General features: G+C 66.1%; 9 protein-coding genes. 1 reads left to right on the top strand and 8 read right to left on the bottom strand.

Annotation, left to right across the window (positions count from 1 at the left end; genetic code table 11):
- Positions 1-29 precede the first annotated feature (29 nt).
- From H283_RS26360 to H283_RS27025, 5 genes are all read right to left on the bottom strand, one after another.
- Complete coding sequence (locus H283_RS26360; RefSeq protein ID WP_231372202.1) at positions 30-2,135, bottom strand: VCBS repeat-containing protein; 2,106 nt, start codon at positions 2,133-2,135, stop codon at positions 30-32.
- Between the two features lie 544 nt (positions 2,136-2,679).
- On the bottom strand, positions 2,680-2,868 hold the full coding sequence (locus H283_RS0100345; protein WP_020141519.1) for a hypothetical protein: 189 nt from the start codon (positions 2,866-2,868) through the stop codon (positions 2,680-2,682).
- Positions 2,869-3,467: 599 nt separating this feature from the next.
- Positions 3,468-3,848, bottom strand: coding sequence for a hypothetical protein (locus tag H283_RS27455; RefSeq protein ID WP_156022886.1), 381 nt, complete (start codon positions 3,846-3,848; stop codon positions 3,468-3,470).
- Positions 3,826-5,178: a hypothetical protein gene (locus tag H283_RS27450; protein ID WP_156022885.1), complete on the bottom strand. Its 1,353-nt coding sequence runs from the start codon at positions 5,176-5,178 to the stop codon at positions 3,826-3,828. The genes H283_RS27455 and H283_RS27450 overlap by 23 nt, the downstream gene beginning before the upstream one ends.
- Positions 5,138-6,310, bottom strand: a complete 1,173-nt coding sequence (locus H283_RS27025) for a HAMP domain-containing sensor histidine kinase (protein ID WP_081633732.1) — start codon at positions 6,308-6,310, stop codon at positions 5,138-5,140. The genes H283_RS27450 and H283_RS27025 overlap by 41 nt, the downstream gene beginning before the upstream one ends.
- Positions 6,311-7,129: 819 nt before the next feature.
- Between H283_RS27025 and H283_RS27020 the strand changes: the two genes are divergently transcribed.
- Positions 7,130-9,490, top strand: coding sequence for a protein kinase (locus H283_RS27020; RefSeq protein WP_156022884.1), 2,361 nt, complete (start codon positions 7,130-7,132; stop codon positions 9,488-9,490).
- Positions 9,491-9,802: 312 nt separating this feature from the next.
- Here the strand turns inward: H283_RS27020 and H283_RS23475 are convergent, their stop codons facing one another.
- Genes H283_RS23475 through H283_RS23465 form a run of 3 tightly spaced genes read right to left on the bottom strand, consistent with a single transcriptional unit; the run spans position 9,803 to position 17,824 of the window.
- The gene (locus H283_RS23475) at positions 9,803-12,133 is read right to left on the bottom strand and encodes a beta-galactosidase (RefSeq protein WP_020141517.1); all 2,331 of its coding nucleotides are present in this window, start codon (positions 12,131-12,133) and stop codon (positions 9,803-9,805) included.
- A complete protein-coding gene (locus tag H283_RS23470; RefSeq protein ID WP_020141516.1) occupies positions 12,130-14,325 on the bottom strand; it encodes a glycoside hydrolase family 3 N-terminal domain-containing protein in 2,196 nt (731 codons plus the stop codon). Before H283_RS23470 ends, H283_RS23475 begins: the two co-directional genes overlap by 4 nt.
- A 1-nt stretch (position 14,326) precedes the next feature.
- Positions 14,327-17,824, bottom strand: coding sequence for a GH36-type glycosyl hydrolase domain-containing protein (locus H283_RS23465; RefSeq protein WP_020141515.1), 3,498 nt, complete (start codon positions 17,822-17,824; stop codon positions 14,327-14,329).
- Between the last annotated feature and the right edge of the window lie 49 nt (positions 17,825-17,873).

The following is a 17,873-nucleotide window of genomic DNA, read 5'->3' as shown; positions in this document are numbered from 1 at the left end:
GTTTGACTGGCAGCGAGTAGACACGATGGTTAGAGCAGCGGCCGGTAGCCGGTCCAGGCTGTCCCGACTTGCAAAGACGCCCCTAACGACGTGCCCCGGCCGGGATACATGAGCAGCTTGCCAGTCGTGGTTTGCACCGCGAACAGGTCGGTGTGACCATCCCGGTCGAAGTCGCCGATACCGGTGAGGTCTCGCATGCCGTTCCAGCCGATACCGATCCGGCTCTTGGCTGCGAAGCCGCCGCTTCGACCCGGGTAGAGCCACAGCTCCCCGGTTGCGTCCTTGCGGGCGAGCAGGTCCGGGTGGCCGTCCCGGTTGAAGTCGCCGACTCCGGCCAGCTCGCTCATGGTGTTCCAGCCGAGGCCGAGCAGCTGCCTGGCGCCGAACGACGTTCCCCGTCCGGGGTAGAGATATAGGGCTCCGGTCGAGGTTTGGACGGCCAAAAGGTCGGGGTATCCATCGCCACTGAGGTCCCCTACGGGAGTGACCTCTCGCATGGCGTTCCACCCCGAGGCTCCCATCCTGACTCGTGACATGAACCCGTGACCGGTCCCTCTGTACAGCCAGAGCACTCCCGTCTTGTCCTGAGCGATGACGTCCTCGTGGCCGTCCCGGTCGACGTCACCAAGGCGAGCTATGGCACTCATCGAGTTCCAGCCGGTGCCGATCTCGGTCCTAGCAGTGAAGCCGACGCTGTTACCGGGGTAGAGCCAGAGAGAACCGGTCGAGGTCTGCCGAGCGATCACGTCCGACCAGCCGCCACCGTTGAAGTCACCGAAAGGCGTCGGCGGCACGGCAGTGAGCTGGTCGCGCACGAACACGTCGACCCCCGTGAAGCTTTGCGGGTCCGGGTTGTTGGTGTCTCCTGCCACCAAGTTGTTAGCCAGGGAGACGAACGCGACGTAGCGGCCGTCGTCGCTGATCGCGGGTTCGGCGCTGGTGCCCGAGTCGACGTTGGCTTGGCTGCCGGCGGTGGAGACGTTTGCTCGAGTTGTTGCGCCGGTGGTCTGGTCGTGGACGAAGACGTCCGAAGCCTGGTTGGTGTCACCGGCCACCAGGTTGGTCGAGGACGACTCGAAGGTGACGTAGCGACCGTCCTGGCTGACCTTTGGTGAGGAGCAGGTGTTGTTGGCCTGCGTACCCAAGGCGTTCACGCTGCTGCGGACCGTCTCCCCGGTAATCCGGTCGTGGAGGAAGACGTCGAGTGCGTGGTTTGTGTCTCCGCGCACGAGGTTGGTGGCATAGGAATCGAATGCGATGTGCCGACCATCCGCGCTGATCGCGGGCGCCATGCTGAGGTCGTTGCCTTGGGCGCCCCCGGTAGCGACGCTGATCCGCGTCGTGTCACCGGTGACCTGGTCGTGCAGGAAAACATCCAGCCGTCCGTTGGTGTCCCCTGCCACCAGGTTGGTGGCCGTCGACATGAAGCTGATGTAGCGGCCGTCCTCGCTGATGGTTGGCCAGTTGCTTTCGTGATCGGCCTGGACTCCGCCCGTGGCAACGCTGACCCGCTTCGTGGTGCCGGTTTGCCGATCATGGACGAACACGTCGGTGCTGTCGTTGGTGTCGCCAGGGACCACATCCGACGCCCGGGAAGAGAAGGCGACATAGCGGCCGTCCCCGCTGATCACTCCTTCGCGCGATTCGAAGAGGGCCGGCGTCCCTGCCGTGGAGACACTCACCAGCGTCGTTGTCCCCGCCTTGCGGTCCCGGACGAAAACGCCCTCGGACCCCGCGCCCGGATCACCAACCTCTTCGAAGACGATGTAGCGGCCGTCCGAACTGATCGACGTCACGAAACTGCCGATATCGAGTTGAGCTCCCGTGTTGGAGACGCTGACGCGGCTTGTGGCGCCGGTCAGTCGGTCCCGGAGGAAGACGTCGGGCCAATCGTTGGTGTCCTTGGGCACCAGGTTGCTGGCGCTCGAGGTGAAGGCGACGAACCTGCCGTTAGCGCTGAGTATTGGGCTAGCGCTGGAACCGTTGGCCTGCGCCCCTCCGGTGGAGACGCTGACCCGGCTTGTTACGCCCATGACCGCCGATGCCGTTAAGGCGGTCGGAGGCGCCGTGGTCGGTGGAGCAAACAAGCCGCCCAGCAAGACAAGAGCTCCTAGAGGACGCAGGCTCATGCTCATCAACTCCCGACAGATCATCCGCGCCGAAGCCTCACCCAGGGGCCACCAACCCGCGATGCGACGTCTGCAACGGGAGCCAGCAGGAGGCATGAGCACGTGCATGACCATGATCCCGCTCGAGGAGTCTGTTCGCGGCTATCTCCCCAACATCGCTCAGAGATTCCGAATGAGGTGCCTCCTCATGGGAGGTCTCCGGCCACCGGCGCGCGGCGACTCCGTGCCTGTCATCCGTGAGATCTGTACGTCCCGCCAGCAAAGGACCCAGGACTGCTCAAGGAGGGCGTCCGCCGTGGACGCAGCACGCGGCGGTGCAGAGGTCTTGCGGCGCACGCTTCGCCGCGACCAAACACGCCCTGCTGGCGGCGGTGTGACGCTGGTTCGCCCGCGCCCGGCAAGATAGATGACTACTGTGGCAGGCCCACCGGGCTGCTGGTGCTCGCGGAGAGACCGGCTGCGATGCGCGTTCACCCCGTCCTCGACGAGTTGAAGCGATCTTTTTGCGGCAGTCGCTGTGACATGCTTCGCGTCAGGTCGGACTGACGGCTCAGCCGACAGCGTCGGGCGTCCAGCTGTGGCCGCAGCGGTTGCAGCCGAGATTGCCAGGCCTGGACGGCGGGTCAGTGTGGAGCGTGATGCCGTCGATGTCGGACTCATCGCGGAGCCGCTCGTTCGCGCCGCAGTTCGGGCAGAGCTGGCAACTGCTCTTAATCTCGTTCATCGAGAGGGTGTCCATGGTGTTTCCTCCTGCTTGGGGTGCCGTTTCTACCGGAAGAGTAGGCAGACGTTCGGGCCTGCCGGAAGGGTGCTCGGGCGTCGACAAAGTCACGTCTTTGAGGTCCTGTCGAAGCGGCTCTGAGACCTACGTAGTTGAGGGGGCCCCGTTCGCCGAGGGGCCTGTTGCGCCAACTTTGAAGGGTGACTGCCCATCACCGCTTGAGCTGCGGTACCCGCGGCCGGGCAGGCGCAGGCGGCGGTGTGACGCGCGGCCGACGGCCCGAGCTCAGGACCTCCGCTTCGCCCAATCGCCCCCCTCGTCATCGATGGTCATCGTTGCTTCGTCCGATTGCCGACCTGTGCCGAACGTTGTATTGCATACGACGCAGGTGAACCTGCCCTCTCCGTCCGACGGATGGGGCCCATAGTGCTCGCAGACGGGGCACTCGGCGTTGAGGACTCGTATCTCGAAGGCCACGCATGGAGCGTAGGCAACGGCGACGCCGCCGTGGGCGGGATCGGACGCGGTTAACACGCGGCGAGGTGACGCTGGTGGCTGGGGCTCTGCACGGCGCCTCGCCCGCGATGAGGTGGCAGCGGAGATGAGCAGAAGCTAGTTCACGGCTCGGTGAAGAACGTCCCTACCCCACCGCGCTCTCGGCTATTGCCCGCCCCGTCCTCGACCGATGGAAGTTTGCCTTGAGGGTTGGCGAGGATACCTGTTGCAACAGGGCCACCCTCGATGCCGAAGCCAATGAACACGGCGCTAACAAAACCGGTGACTGCAAAGCCAGCAAAGACAAATGCGACGAACATGAACGAGCCCGCCAGAAGGGCGTATTGCCAGAGTCGGAGGCCGCTCCAAAGCCGGCGACCACTGCGTGCCTTTGCCCCTACTCGAACTATCTCGAGCCAAAGCACCCCGACCGCCCCGCCAAACGCTGCCAGCCATGAGAAAGAATTCATTCGAGATCCCTTATAGTCGTCGAAAATGTGCATGAGTTGAAGCGGGACTTATTTCCACAGCAATTGCATTGTCCCTTAGTAAACGTCGGCCAATTAAGCCAGATCGCACAATGCACGGGTCTCCACCACTACCCAGTTCACAATCATTCTCACGGCAGCGCCGCGAATGTTCCCAATTCTGATATTGCTCGATCGCGAACCCTTCAATTGTTACCGAGATGTGGCTTTGTTGCTCATGGTCTATGAGGTTGCAGTCGAGACCGTCTGCGGGAAGCTCATATTGAAAGTAGCGCCCGAACCGACTCTTTCCAGGAAGTCTTGTCTCAACGTCAAGCGAAACTCCGTGTTCACGGGCATGTGAAGCTCGTATGAAACTCGAGTCTGCGCCAGTATCGAAATGATAGTGCCGTTCACCTCCACCCAACTCCAACACGAAAGTTGGGTAGTCCTGCATAACCCCCTCGCATCTTTGAGGCGCTGGGCCTGCGTGTGATCTGTTTCGGGGCCATACGGGCACTTCTTCAACGGTCGCCGGCGAAGGAACGTAGCCCCGACCTTGCGAACGGGTCGTTATGAGTATGGGATGGCCGCGCTTTTCGGCAAGCGCCCTCCGCTCACGCGCGGACGGGAGCTTGTCCATGGTGCCAGAGTTGACCACCTCGCCAGATTCACCCGCAAGGATGGCCCAGTCCGCGGTCTGGTTAGCGGCGAAAAAGGCATCGACCTTGACTTCCGTGCTCTCAAGCGCCTGTTCTTGCAGTTCCGCTTGGACCGAGTCGGGGAGATTTCGGAATTCGTCCAACGCAATAGAAAACAGGCCTTTGGCCTTGGGCGGCGTTAGCAGCCGGTCTACCTCCTCGACGAGCCGAGGGCTTGAAGGGTCCCGAAGCACCTCTTCAATGATGGACGCGATGGCGTCTCGTCTATTAAGCGGAACGGCGGACTCTTGGTTCTTGGAACGCAAGAATGCGCGAATGTCATTCTCTTCGGTGAACGTTTTTATAAACTCTCGAAGTTCATATTCTGCTAGGTGCTGTGATAGAAGGAGCCACCGGGTATCATCATCCTCCACTGATTTCGTCAGCTTGGAATCCGCCTTCATAAGTTGGCTCAAGTAAACTAAACCATTCTCGCGATGCGTGCCTTCATCATCCTTTCGGTCAATGAAGAGGTCAAGCACGACAAGGTCAAAGTCTCGCGCCTTCACCGAAGTCCTGCGCGACAGGTAGGGGAGGACCGTCAACTCGTGGCGCTGCTCCAACTTCTCACCGACAAGACTAGTGGTGGTGTCATTGTCGTCAATCCAAAGAATGCGACTCACTTCATCGCCTCCTCGGCAATGCCATTCGAAAGGTGCAGCCACGCCCGAAGTCGTTCTTCAGCACTCTGACGGATCCGCCAGAGGTGCTGACCGCGGCATCCACCATACTGAGTCCCAGCCCGAATCCGTTGGGACTGAATGAAACGCCCGGCTCGAAGATTCGTGCGATTCTTTCAGGTTGAATGCCGGGACCGTTGTCGCCGACGTCGATGAAGGTTTGGCTGGCCGTTTCAGAGACGGCGATTCGAATAATCTTGGGCCGCCGAGATACGTCTGAGAGGTGCCGGACTGAATTCGCGACCAAGTTGGATAGGCAGCGATGAAGTAGAGAGGGGTCCATCAAGCAGGACGCTCGATCGTCACAGTCCACCTCGATTTGTATCTGGCGCAGTCGGGAAAGACCATCGAAATCATTCTTAACAGACAGCGCCAAGGCTCTAATGTTGCACAGCCGTTTGCGGATCTTAATCGCGGACACGCTTCGCAAATCTCGTTCGCAAAGGTTCCGAAGGGTATGAAGATGCTCGGTAGCGCGTTTGAGGCTGGCCCGACTGGACCCCTCGGCAAGAAGTTCGATGTTCATGAGGGCGGAGTCGGCGTGTTGTCGAATGTCATGGACGTGCACCGCGAAATTGTCATATATCGCTGCCATCTTCAGGGGACGGGCGGCCAAGTCTTCATACCGTGCTCTGAGTAGGGACCGTTCGCCCCAGACGCAAAGTTCCGAGCTTATGGTCTCTGACGAAAATTCGTCGGCGGTCCTAGAGTAGGCGGCGATAACAGCATCATCAGCAGGGAATGGAAGGGGGACGTAAATCGCGCTGCGCCAACCTTGTCGCTCGACGACATGTGGCTGTTGCATGCGCAAGCCACGCTGGCGGAGGTCCTCGGCGTCGGTGAAGTCTCGAATGGCTATTACTCGGCTCTCTGCCAAGGCGCGACCCGCTATCCCCATGCCAACCGGTATGTCGACCAGGTCGCCATTACCGCTGGTGACTGTCGTGGCTTCGGTGATTAGGGCTCCGCCGTTCCGCACCCAAAGGACCACGTCGTGGACGCCCAGAGTTGCCCGCGCCTCAAACAGGAGCTCGCTGGCCTCGTTGAGACTGGTGAGGGGAAGCGCGGCCGTGTCATCGGTAGGCGCCTCTAGCGGCTGCCCGGTTTGATCTTCCATGCCCGCTCCCCTGCATGAGGCAAGTACCTAGCGGCAGACTAGAACAGTTTTGAGCATTTGGGGATGGCGACGGACGGAGCCCGTGGCCAAAGGTGCCTGGCACGTGAAGAACTGGAGAGTGCCCAAGCGCGTGCAAGGTTCGGGTCATCCTGTGTGCGAATATCGGCTAAAGACGGACGAATGTACCAATTCAGACATACTTCTGTCCTTCCCCGGGGATGGCTTCTTGAACCAAGTTGGCACGGGAGACGAGCTGGCCGTGGTTGCCACGCTCGGCGGCGCGGCTCCCCGCAATTCCACACGCCTTCGTCGGAACCTTCGCTCACGGCTTCCATGGGCATGCACGGGCTCGTGCACGCCCTCCAGCGCACTTCATGAGCGGAGGCGCGAGGACAGCGCCGGTTGAGCGCTCCCCTATTCCTTGCACTATGCAGCCCGGTTGTCGCTAAGGCGTGCCGAGAAGTATAGGAAGCGAACCACCTCCGGTCGAGGCGTTGGGTCTCGGGCGGCGGAAGGACACTGCCGCTTCGCGGCGATTTGACGCACTGCGGCTGTCCTGGGCGAGGGCGGCTCTCGTTTGGCCCACAAGCCCAGCGCCCCTCTGGCGGCCGGACAGACACGCATGAGCAGATCGTGACTGAAAACGCCGTCGGGAGGCTAGCATCGCCGCTTGGGGCCGCTCCATGGGGGCCTACCCGGACGCAGCCCATTCGATCAGGGGGAGCTTTGCCTATCAATCAGCGGGTCCTATTGAAGTGGGTTGGCGTCAGAAGCGAGCGGCGACAGGTTGTCGATGTGCTCCACTCGGCCGGCTTCGACGTGGACTACATCCACTACACAGTCGACGACATGTGCTGGGGTCTGCTCCTGAAACTCCCGCCTGACCTCGCGGAGGTCGTGGGCACACAGCGGGAAATCCTCCTGTGGGCCTCCATGCGGCCCCTGACTCAAGCCCGTGACCTCCAGCCAGCGATTGACTTTTTGGCCCAAAACTCCACTCGGGTGTCCCAAGACCTCGTTATTGTCGTCACGTCGGACCCGAACGGGCCAGCGATGTTGCGAGAGGCAGCTGAGCATCTTGCTCACACGGTTGTGACACTAACCATCGACAATCTCCGTGCCTTTCGACCTCGAGGCGCCGCCGAATTTAAAGATTCTCTTCGTGGGCGACTCTTCTCGCGCGACCTGTACAATCTCAGGTCCGCAGTTACACGAACAGATGATTTCTTTGGCCGTACTGCGTTACTGATCCAATTGGAGCGCAGCGTCACCCTGTCAACGAATCAAGTGGCACTCTTTGGGCTGCGCAAGATTGGCAAGACCTCTTTCATACTTCGCTTGCGGGAAGCGCTGCGCAATAAGGAAGCTGGCTTGATAGCTCAGGTCGATCTTCAGCGAGCTAATGCGATCAATCCGTCGGCCGAGTACTTGCTTTGGCACTTGGGCGAGTCGCTATGGGATAATAGTCGGAAGGTTCGTCGAGTTCCTACACTGAAGCTTTTCGGGAAGTACGAAACCTTCAGTGACGTCCCTGACCGTTCGATGATGTTCGAGCTCTTCGACCATGACCTTCGCGCCGTGAATGAACGAACTGGGTCTCCCATCATAATCCTGATGGATGAGATCGAGCGGATCTTTCCCACTAGCGAATCTTCACCGTGGAGGCACGACTTCATTCGGCTTTGGCAACTCCTGCGCGGTTTCGACCAAGAGCAGCCCGGGAGCCTAAGACTCATCATTTCTGGAACGAATCCCCAGTGCGTTGAAAGACATGCAATCTTCGGTGAAGATAATCCGATCTATAGCTATTTTTCGAACACATACCTAGGTCCGCTAGACCGGTCTGAGACAGGTGACCTGCTCCGCTCCTACGGCCAAAAGATGGGCCTGAAATGGGCCGATCCGGTGATAGATCGGGCGTTCGAAGACACTGGTGGCCATCCAGCGTTGCTCAGGACCTATGCCTCGATGATGCATCTCCGCACCCATCCGAGGCATCGTGCAGAAGCACCAAGCGTCGAGGACGCCCGGGATATCGCCGACAACTTCCTTGTTGAGCAAGGGCCGCTTCTCGCACAAGTTGTGGCGATTCTCGAGGATCAATATGAGGATGAGTTCGAAATCCTCAATACGCTGGCGATGGGTAAGGTAAGTGAATTCCGTGAGATGGCGCGGGCGTTTCCTGAGGACACCGCGCACTTGATTGGCTACGGCCTGTTCAGCAAGCCCTCGGAGACCACCCGCTTGCAGTCGCAGCTACTCCAGACATACCTGCAGCGTAGAGCGAAAGTCGCCGACGGGCCCCGCGCGCTCCCTGGTGGTACCTCATTGATCGGCCTCGTGGTCGACAATCGATACGAGGTTCAGTCCCTCGTGTCCAGCCATGGCGGTTATGCTGATGTATACCGAGCGCGCATGCAGGAGAGTCTCCCGGGAGTCCCAGGGCTCGACGTCGCGATCAAAGTTCTTCGGCATGGCCAGTTATCCCTCCTTGAGCGCGAGGTCGAGGTCCTTCAGACCTTCGAACATAGGAACTTAGTGCGCTTCATCGACTCCGGACGCACAGCGGAGGGTTTGGTGTACCTCGCCATGGAATATTTGGATGGCGATACTCTGAGAGCGTATTGCGAGGCAGCGACGCGACCGTCCGAGCCGAGACTTCTCTCGTGGGCATATTCGCTGTTGGATGCACTTGTAGCAATTCATCCGAAGGAAAGCGAGCTCCGGCGACTGCGGGCTGGTCAGAGTTCTGAGGGAGATTTGCAGGAACTTCTTGAGGCTCGCTATGGCTACATCCATCGAGACGTCAAGCCTGAAAACATCATCATCACCCCGATCAGGGGGCCGGTTCTTATCGATTTCAATATTTCGGTGAGCGTAAGCACGCCTGTCGCGACGGTTAGTGCAACCCCTGGCTACCTTCCTCCGGAGCTTATGGGCCCAAAGTGGTCCCCGCGGGTAGATATTTTCCAACTCGGAGTCACCCTGCTGCAGGTTGCTGCTGGCGACTCGCTGATGGGGGAGAATCGATCAGACCTTGTCACCCTTATGAGGAGCAGCGTCTCGTCGCCCACGGCGGCATTCATCGAGAAGCTCATAGATACTTCCCCCGCTGGATACCAGACGGCATACACGGCGCGGCGCGACGTTAACAAACTCATGACTCAGCATGGCGGATAGGAGCTCGTGATTAAGGGCCTCGTGTCGCATGAGATTCCGGGGTGGTCATAGTGCCCGCGATTAGAATGCGATTTCCTCGCGAGTGGCGCCTTGAGCTGTCGGTCGGGCAGGCGCCCAACGGGGCATTTCGGCTAGGTAGAAATGAGGCGCATAGCGCAGCGCCAGCGGACGCAATTCGAGTGGGTCACCTGGGCGGGGTTGGCGCCCATAGTGGGCGGGATGGGCTACCCATCCTCGACCCTAGGAGAGCGAAAACTGCCGGGGGTGCGAGGTGTGCCCGCGCCCCGGCCGTTCCTTGCATCTCTTGGAATGTCAGGGGCGCAGGGTGTGCTCCACGGGGGTCAGTTCGAGGGGGAGGCCGTCGACGATGACTGTTGTGCCGCCGTCTTCGTCGAGCCCGGGGCGGAAGTGCAACGTGCCGTCCGCATCGACGCCCGCGATCTCCGCCGACGCCCAGTCCAGGCGCCGCCCCGCGACGTCCAGACCCAGCGGCAGGATGTGCCCCGACCGCGGCGGCACGTGCAGGGTGGCGCCGGCCGCGATCGGGGTGCTGTCGAGGGCGACCGTCACCGTGGCCGGTGCGCCCGAGGCGTTGATGACGTGCAGGGCCCGCTGCCCGTCGTCGGTGCTCGTCGTCGTGGCGAAGACCCCCGGCCACTGCGTCTCGAGCCGCAGCCCGGGCGAGACCCCGAGGCTCGACAGCGCCCGATCGAAGAGCACCGAGTCCGACGGCACCTGGGCGGCAAGCACGATCGCGCGGCCCTCGCCGAGCGGCACGTCGACGCCGCACACCGCGCCGTAGACATCCGTCAGCACGACGTCCCCGCGCTCGTGCCCGAGACTCTGCACCCACCCGGCCCGCATCTCGGGCCACGGCTGCGCCCATCCGTGCGCGACGAGCGACGGGTAGTAGTGGCCGGTGTCGCGCACCACCTCACCTGCCGTCAGCCCCAGCGCATCCGCGAGCACCGTGCACTCAGACCCGTCGAGATCCCGCTCGGGCAGCCGCCCGAGCAGCACGACGTTGCCGCCCGTCGTGACGTGCCCGACGAGCCGCTCCTGCACGATCTGCGACAGGTAGCGTCCGGTCCCGACGAGCACCGTCGACCCCGGCGCCGGGTCGCGACGCTCGAGATGGGTTGCGCCATAGCGGAACCCGCCGAGCAGCAGCGACCGCGCCAGCGCCTTGCGCTCACCCGCGCCACGGTGCGACGTCAGGTCCTCGACGACCTCCGTCATGACATCGGACGAAGGGTGGTGGTACTCCGTCATGTACGCGTCGAGCACGAGCCCCAACGACACGTCGTCGTGGTCCTCGTCCATCCGGGCAAGCCACGGCTCGTTCGCCTTGATGGCTCGCACGGCCTGCGCCGTCGCCGAGTAGGCATACCCCCGTTGACCCTCCGGCCCCACCGGCGCAGCCGTCCCGTGCCGCTCGCCGGTGAACGAGATCCGGTCGTTGCCGTCACCGACGGCCTCGTCGAGCGGCGGGTTGATGCCGCCGGCGAAGAGGTAGTAGTTGATGAGCCGGTTGCCCTGGGCGAGGCACAGACGCGTCTTGAGGTCGGCCGTCGAGGGGTCGTACTGCATCTCCGCCCCCGCGCCGTAGTCCCCCGAACCCGCCTCGAACTCAAGGGAAGTCAGTGGTTGGTCACCATCGTGCACCGCCGCCATGTAGGCGTTGATGACGTAGAGGTCGGTCATCGTGTTGAGCGTCGCCTCGCCGAGGTAGTGGTCCGACCCCGAGACCATCCCCGGGATGCCGGCATACGTGTCGACGAGCTGGCTGATGCCGATGGGGAAGGGCGCGCCGTTGCCGCCCTCGGTCCCGTGGATGTTGATGAAGAAGGGCACCCCCGAGACCCCACGCTCCTCGCACATCGAGCGCAGCGCCGCGACGTAGTCGGCGAACCGCTGCCGCATGAAGAGCCCCAGGTCGAGCCGCAGCGCGCCGGCCCACTCCTCCTTCGGCGAGCGCACGACCTCCGCCCAGCCCTCCTCACCCGGCGCGACGGCATACGGCCCCGAGTCACCATGACGCGACCGCACGAACTCGCCGAACGACGCGACGAGCCCGTCCGTGAGGTCGGGCGAGTTCGTCACCCAGGCGAGCATCCCGATCTCGTTGTCGAGCTGCACACCGATGATCGGCCCGCCGGCCGGCTGCAGCCGCGGCGCGAGCACCGGCATGATCGCGTTGAACCACCGCGCGCTCTCGGACAGGAAGGCGGGAGCGAGGTAGTCGATGGTGCTCGACGACACGGTCTCGCCGTCCCACCCGACCGGGATGACCTCCGGGTGGTCGCGGTAGACGCTGAACGGGATCCCCTCGTTCTTCAGCTCGGCCATGATGAACGGCCCCGGCCGGGCGATGAACCACAGCCCCTTCTCGGCGGCGAGGTCGATGAAGGCGCCGATGTCGCGCTCCGGCCTCGTCTCGCCGGTCACGTCGATCGACCCGTCCGGCAGCTCGTGGAAGATCCACGGGATGTAGGAGGCGACGGTGTCGCAGCCGGCCTCGACGAGCAGGTCGAGGCGCTGGCCCCACTCGGCGCGAGCGACGCGGAAGTAGTGCACCTCCCCCGACATGACGACGACGGGCTCGCCGTCGATCCGGATCTGGCGCTGGACGGTCTCGATCATGAGGCGGCCTTCGGGGAGGTGATGGTCACGGACACGGGCTGGAGGCGGGCCGCGTCGGGCCCGGTGAGCAGGACGATCTCGCCCTCGTCGACGCGCGTCGTGAGGTCACGGCCTGCGTATGCCGTCTGCTCGGCTGCCACGTCGAAGGTGACCTCGCGTGCCTGGCCGGGCTCGAGGTCGACGAGCGCCCAGTCGGTGAGCTCGACGAGGGGACGTGTCACCTGGGCGACGGGGTCGCGGAAGTAGAGCTGGACGACCTCGCGGCAGGGCCGCTCGCCCGTGTTGGTCACCGTGACGGTGAGGGTCGTGGACCCGTCGGTCGTCATCGTCGGCGACGAGAGGGTGGGCGCGCCGTAGTCGACGCTCGTGTAGGACATGCCGAAGCCGAAGGGGAGCCGCGGGTACGTGAGGGCGTCGATGTAGCGGCCCTCCTGGTGGTCGACGTCGGCGCGGATGAGCCGCCCCGTCGGCCTCTGGTGCGTGCTCGTCGGGATGTGGCCCGTCGAGAGCGGGAAGGTCATCGGCAGCCGGCCGTGCGGCTCGGCGTCGCCGAGCAGCACGTCGGCCAGGGCGGTGCCGGCCTCGACGCCGGGGTGCCACACGACGAGCACCGCGTCGGCGAGGTCGAGCAGCTCGGTGAGGTCGAGCGGTCGGCCGGTGTAGACGACGGCGACGAGCGGCTTGCCGAACGCCGCGACGGCGCGGACGAGCTCGAGCTGCCCTGGCGGCAGGCCGATGTCGACGACGGACTGGGCCTCGCCGGAGCGGGACCGGTGCTCGCCGAGGAGCAGCACCGACGTGTCGGCGGCCCGCGCCTGCATCAGGGTCACGTCGGGGAAGCGGCCGTCGGCCACGGTGACCCGGTCGCCGAGGCGCTCGCGCATGGCCGCCTCGGGCGTGACGACCTCCTCGCCGCGGCCGTCGAGGACCCACGTGCCGAGCAGCGCGTCGCCGTCGTCGACGAACGGGCCTGACAGCAGGACCTTCCCGGCCCCGTCGCCGAGCGGCAGGACGCCGTCGTTCTTGACCAGGACGTGCGCGGCCCGCGCTGCGCGCAGCGCCACGGCGCGCGTCGAGGGGGTCGGCGCGTTCGACGCACCGGGCCGGGCGGCATACGGACGCTCGAAGAGCCCGAGGCGGAACTTGAGGCGCAGCACGCGACGCACCGCGTCGTCGACGAGCGCGAGGTCGACGTCGCCCGACTCGACGAGGTCCTCGAGGTGCTCGAGGTAGGCGCCGCTCACCATGTCGAGGTCGACGCCCGCGCGGATCGCGAGGGCCGCAGCCTCGCGCTTGTCGGCGGCGACGCCCTGGAAGACGATCTGGCCGATGCCGTTCCAGTCGGCGACGACGACGCCGTCGAAGCCCCACTCGCCCTTGAGGACCTCGCGGACGAGGTGCTCGTGCGCGTGCATCGGGATGCCGTCGACGTCGTTGAAGGCCGCCATGACGGTGAGGACGCCGGCGTCGACGGCCGAGCGGAACGGGCGGAGGTGGAGGTTGCGCAGGGTGTTCTCGCCGACGCTGACGGTGTCGTAGTCGCGGCCACCGGCGGCGAGGCCGTAGCCGGCGAAGTGCTTGGCGCACGCGGCGAGCCGGTCGGGGTCGCTCGGGTCGTCGCCCTGGAAGCCCCGGACCAGGCCGGCCGCCAGGCGACCCGACAGCACCGGCGTCTCGCCGAGCGACTCGGCGACCCGGCCCCAGCGCGGCTCCTCGGAGATGTCGACCATCGGGGTGAAGGTCCACGCGACCCCGTCGACGGCCGCCTCGCGGGCGGCGATCTCGCCGATCTCCTCGGCGATGTCGGGGTCGAAGGACGCGGCGATGCCGAGCGGGATCGGCGCCACGGTGCGGTGCCCGTGGATGACGTCGCGGCCGAAGAGGAGCGGGATGCCGAGGCGGCTGCCCTCGACGGCGTGCCGCTGGGCGGCGTCGATGTTGCCGACGAGGACGCCCTCGTCGCGCTCGTTGCCGGCGGTCGCGCCGGAGGCGTAGAGGCTCGAGCTGATCCGGCCGGACGCGATCTCGGCGGCGTCGTCGTCGGGGTTGATGTTGGCGACCTGGTGGGTCTGGCCGACCTTCTCGGCCAGGGTCATCTCGGCCATGAGGAGGTCGATGCGCTCCTCGACGGGCAGGGTGGCATCGAGCCACGGCCGCTGCTGGGAGTGCGGCGTGGCGGTGACGTCAGACATGTCAGTGGGTCTCCACGAGGATCTCGGTGGTGGTCTGGGTCTTGCTGCCGGGGTCGGCGTCGGGCGCCACGGCAGCGAGCAGGTCTGCAGTGCGGACGGCCGCTCCTGCCCTGCGGTACGGGTTGGTCAGCGGTCGCAGGCCGAGCTCGCGCCCGTCCACGGTGACGCGGCGGACGCCGTGGCCCTCCGGCCCGACGACGTAGCGGATCGTGAGGTCGGTGCCGGCGAGAGGCAACGTCGCCGTCAGCTCGCCCGCCCCCGTCTCGCCGCTCGGCGGCAGCACCGGGTCGATCTCGACGTCGTCGCCGCGCTGGCGGACGCCGAGGAGCACCTCGGTGACGAGCCGCAGCACGAGCCCGGGGCCGGAGGAGTAGACGCGCCACCCGCCCTCGAGCGGCACGTCGCCCGCCATGAGCGCGGCATACCGCTCCGACGCGTCGTAGCGGTCGGTGAAGGCGCCGTCGGACGACGAGTAGTAGCACGTCGTCTGACGCGGGCGGGCCTGCGGGACGAGCGCGTCCAGCCCGACCGGGCTCGCCTTGGCCAGCGCCGTGAGCAGGGCCGCGCCGTCGCCGACACGGGCCAGTGCCTCGGCGTAGCGCAGATGGGCGTGCATGTACATGAGCCCGATCTCGCGGCCCCAGAAGGTGCTCGCCTCGGCGCGCTGGAAGACGGCCATCGGGCCACCCACGTAGCTGACCGGCCGGTCGAAGAGGCGCGCGCCGTCGGGACCGAGGAGGTGCTCCTCGATGAGGTCGAGGTGGTGGCGCGCCTGCTCGGGCGTCATGAGGTCGGCGCCGATCGCGTGGATCCACGGCAGCACCCCGTAGTGCAGGCCGGTGCGCTCGTCGGTCGGGTGGACGAGCGGCTCGAAATGCCCGTCCTCGTGCTGCAGCAGGTAGCCCGGGAGCACCGGGTCGGCCGCGAGCTGGTCGAGGAGGGCGTCGTGGGTGCGCTCGGCGAGCTCGTCGGCGTCGGCGGCGAGGGCCGTCGTGCCGCCGGGCGCGCCGACCGCGTGCAGCCCCTCGGCGAGCGTCCGCAGCGACTGCGTCTGGAGCACCGCCGTCCACGTGGACACGAGGTGGGCGGCGAGGTGCGGGTCGGCCGGTTGGAGCGAGTCGTTCCAGTCGCCGTGGCCGTATGCCGGCAGCGGGCTCCCGGGGACCGTGCGCTCCGCGATGCGGGCCACCGCACGCCGCAGGTGCTCGGCGACGCTCGCCGGCTCGCCGAGCGTGTCGTCGCCGACGAAGGCGACGGTCTCGTCGAGCAGGCTCGCGTCACCGGTGGTGCGCAGGTAGTCCCCGGCCGCGAGGACGGGCCAGAAGACGACATCGCCGTGCGAGTCCTGCTGTCCGGTCTCGGGCAGCGGCGGGAGGAACTCGAAGGCCTGCGGCCAGTCGCCGCGGGCGTTCTGCGCCCGGAAGACGCGGAGCAGCACGTCGCGGACGGCGTCCTGCCGACCGAGGGCCGTGAGCAGGCCGACCGGCCCCTGGCAGACGTCGCGGGTGCCCCACGCGCCGCCAGAGAACTGCTCGATCCCGCGCGGTGAGAGGTAGTGGACGAAGGCGTTGTGCGTGAACCACGGCAGCGCCGCCGAGAGGTTCCGGGCCTGGGAGCCGGCATCGCCCAGCGCCGACCCATCGAGGGTCACGGCATGAGCGGCCTTGTCCCAGAACGCTGCTCCGAGGTGCTCGCCCGACGGGACGACCTCGCCGACCACTGAGTCCCCGGCGCCAGGGGCCGAGCGGATGACCACCTCGAGCTGCTCGCTCGGGTCGAGGAGCACGGTGATCCAGCCCGGTCCGCGACCGACGCCGTCGGCCTGGAGCCGTGCATCGCCGACCTCCGGGTCGCCGAGGCCGGTCCACGAGATGCGCCACGGCCGTGGGTCGTTCGCCGTCGTGACGTCGACGTGGTCGTCGGCCGTCGTCACCGACGGGGCCTCGGACAGGTCGTCGGCGACCTGCAGGGCGAGCAGGACGCGGCGGGGAGCCGCGCCGCGCTGGCCGACCGACAGGGTCAGGGCATGGTCGTCGGCGGGGGCGCTCGAGGTCACGGTGAGCAGGGGACCCGACGCGGCGGCATACCACCACGTGCAGTGGTCGAGGCCGGTGAACCACGCGCTCGGGGTCTCGAGGAGACTCCACGCGCTGTCGGCGTCCTCGACGAAGAGGCGCACGCCGTGGGCGCGCTGGAGGCCGAGGTAGGTGCGGCGGCCCGTGACGACGGGGTCGCGACCGACGTGGCCGCGCGTGATCTGCGAGTGGAAGGTGCCGGCCATCCACACCGTCGACGCGAGCGACCGCGAGTCGGGGGTGAAGGTGTCACCGGTGCGCAGCAGGTGGCCGTGCGGGCGCAGGACCGCGAGCTCCTTGGCGGGGGTGACGAGCTGGCCGCCGCGGACGGTCCAGGCGAGCTCGGTGCCGTCGGCGGTCGTCTCCACGTCGGTGCGGTCGTCGAGCAGGCCGGCGTCGTCGAGCTCGGCCCGGTCGAGGTCGCGCGACGGGAAGGCGGGGCTGGACGACCACAGCGTGGCGGGCGTCGCCGCGTCGTCGCTGCCGTCTGCAGCGCTGCTGACGGGCCGGCCGTGGGCGCCGTCGCCCGCCGGCGCCCACGGGGTCGGGGTGGCCGCGATCGCGACGTCGGCCCAGCGGGCGTCGGCGTCGGACGTGGCCTCGGGGTGGTCCTCGAGGGCGATGCCCCAGAAGCCGGTGCGGTGGGTGTCGGCCGGTGCGATCTCGACCGGGGCGTCCTGCAGCGCGATGAGCGAGTGCTCGTGCTGGAGGCGCTCGCCCGGCAGGTCGACGGCGTCGAGGCCGGGCCAGTCGACGCCGCGCCCGGTGCGCTCGACGAGCTGGAGGGCGTCCGTCGCCCAGCCGGTGCCCGTGCCCGTCGTGCCGACCATGAGCCACGGCACGCGCTCGCCGGGCATGTTCTGGCGCACGGCGACCGCGGTGCCATGACCGTCCGTCGCCACCGGGGTGAGGTCGAGGTACTGGCTGACGTAGTACTCGTTGATCCGGACGTTGCCGAGGGGCGCGAGAGCGGGGTCGTGGGTCAGCACCGCGTCAGCGGTGACGGGCTCGCCGGTCGTGTTCGTCAGCTCGAGGTCCCAGTGCCACGTCGGGGTGGCCGGCGACCCGTCACCGAGCCGGAGGGTGAGGCGGTAGTCCAGTCCCTCGTGCCGGCCGGTGACGACGACGGAGGCGTCGAGGGAGGCCTCGACGGAGCCGTCGAGGGAGCCGTCGACGCAGGTGACGACGGAGCCGCTGCCGGGGCCCAGCAGGGCCCGACGACGGATGCCGTCCGGCCGGTGCACGCGCAGGTGGACGTTCGTCAGACCCGCCTCGGCGACGGTCGCGGGGTGCAGCAGCAGGCTGGTGCCGAAGGCCTCGAGACGGCGCAGGGCGCCGTTGTCGAGCACCTCGGCGAACAGCGTGGAGCTGCCCTCCAGGGTGAGGACCGTGGGGGCGGTCAGGACGGCGTTGTCGTCGGGCACCTCTCCTTCCTACCAGTGGGCCCTCGGATCAGCGATAGACGAATCCGCC

The organism is Terracoccus sp. 273MFTsu3.1, assembly GCF_000383675.1.
Lineage (GTDB): Bacteria > Actinomycetota > Actinomycetes > Actinomycetales > Dermatophilaceae > Terrabacter.
Note: the sequence above shows the minus strand (reverse complement) of the source record. Positions and strands in the feature narration are given on the sequence as shown.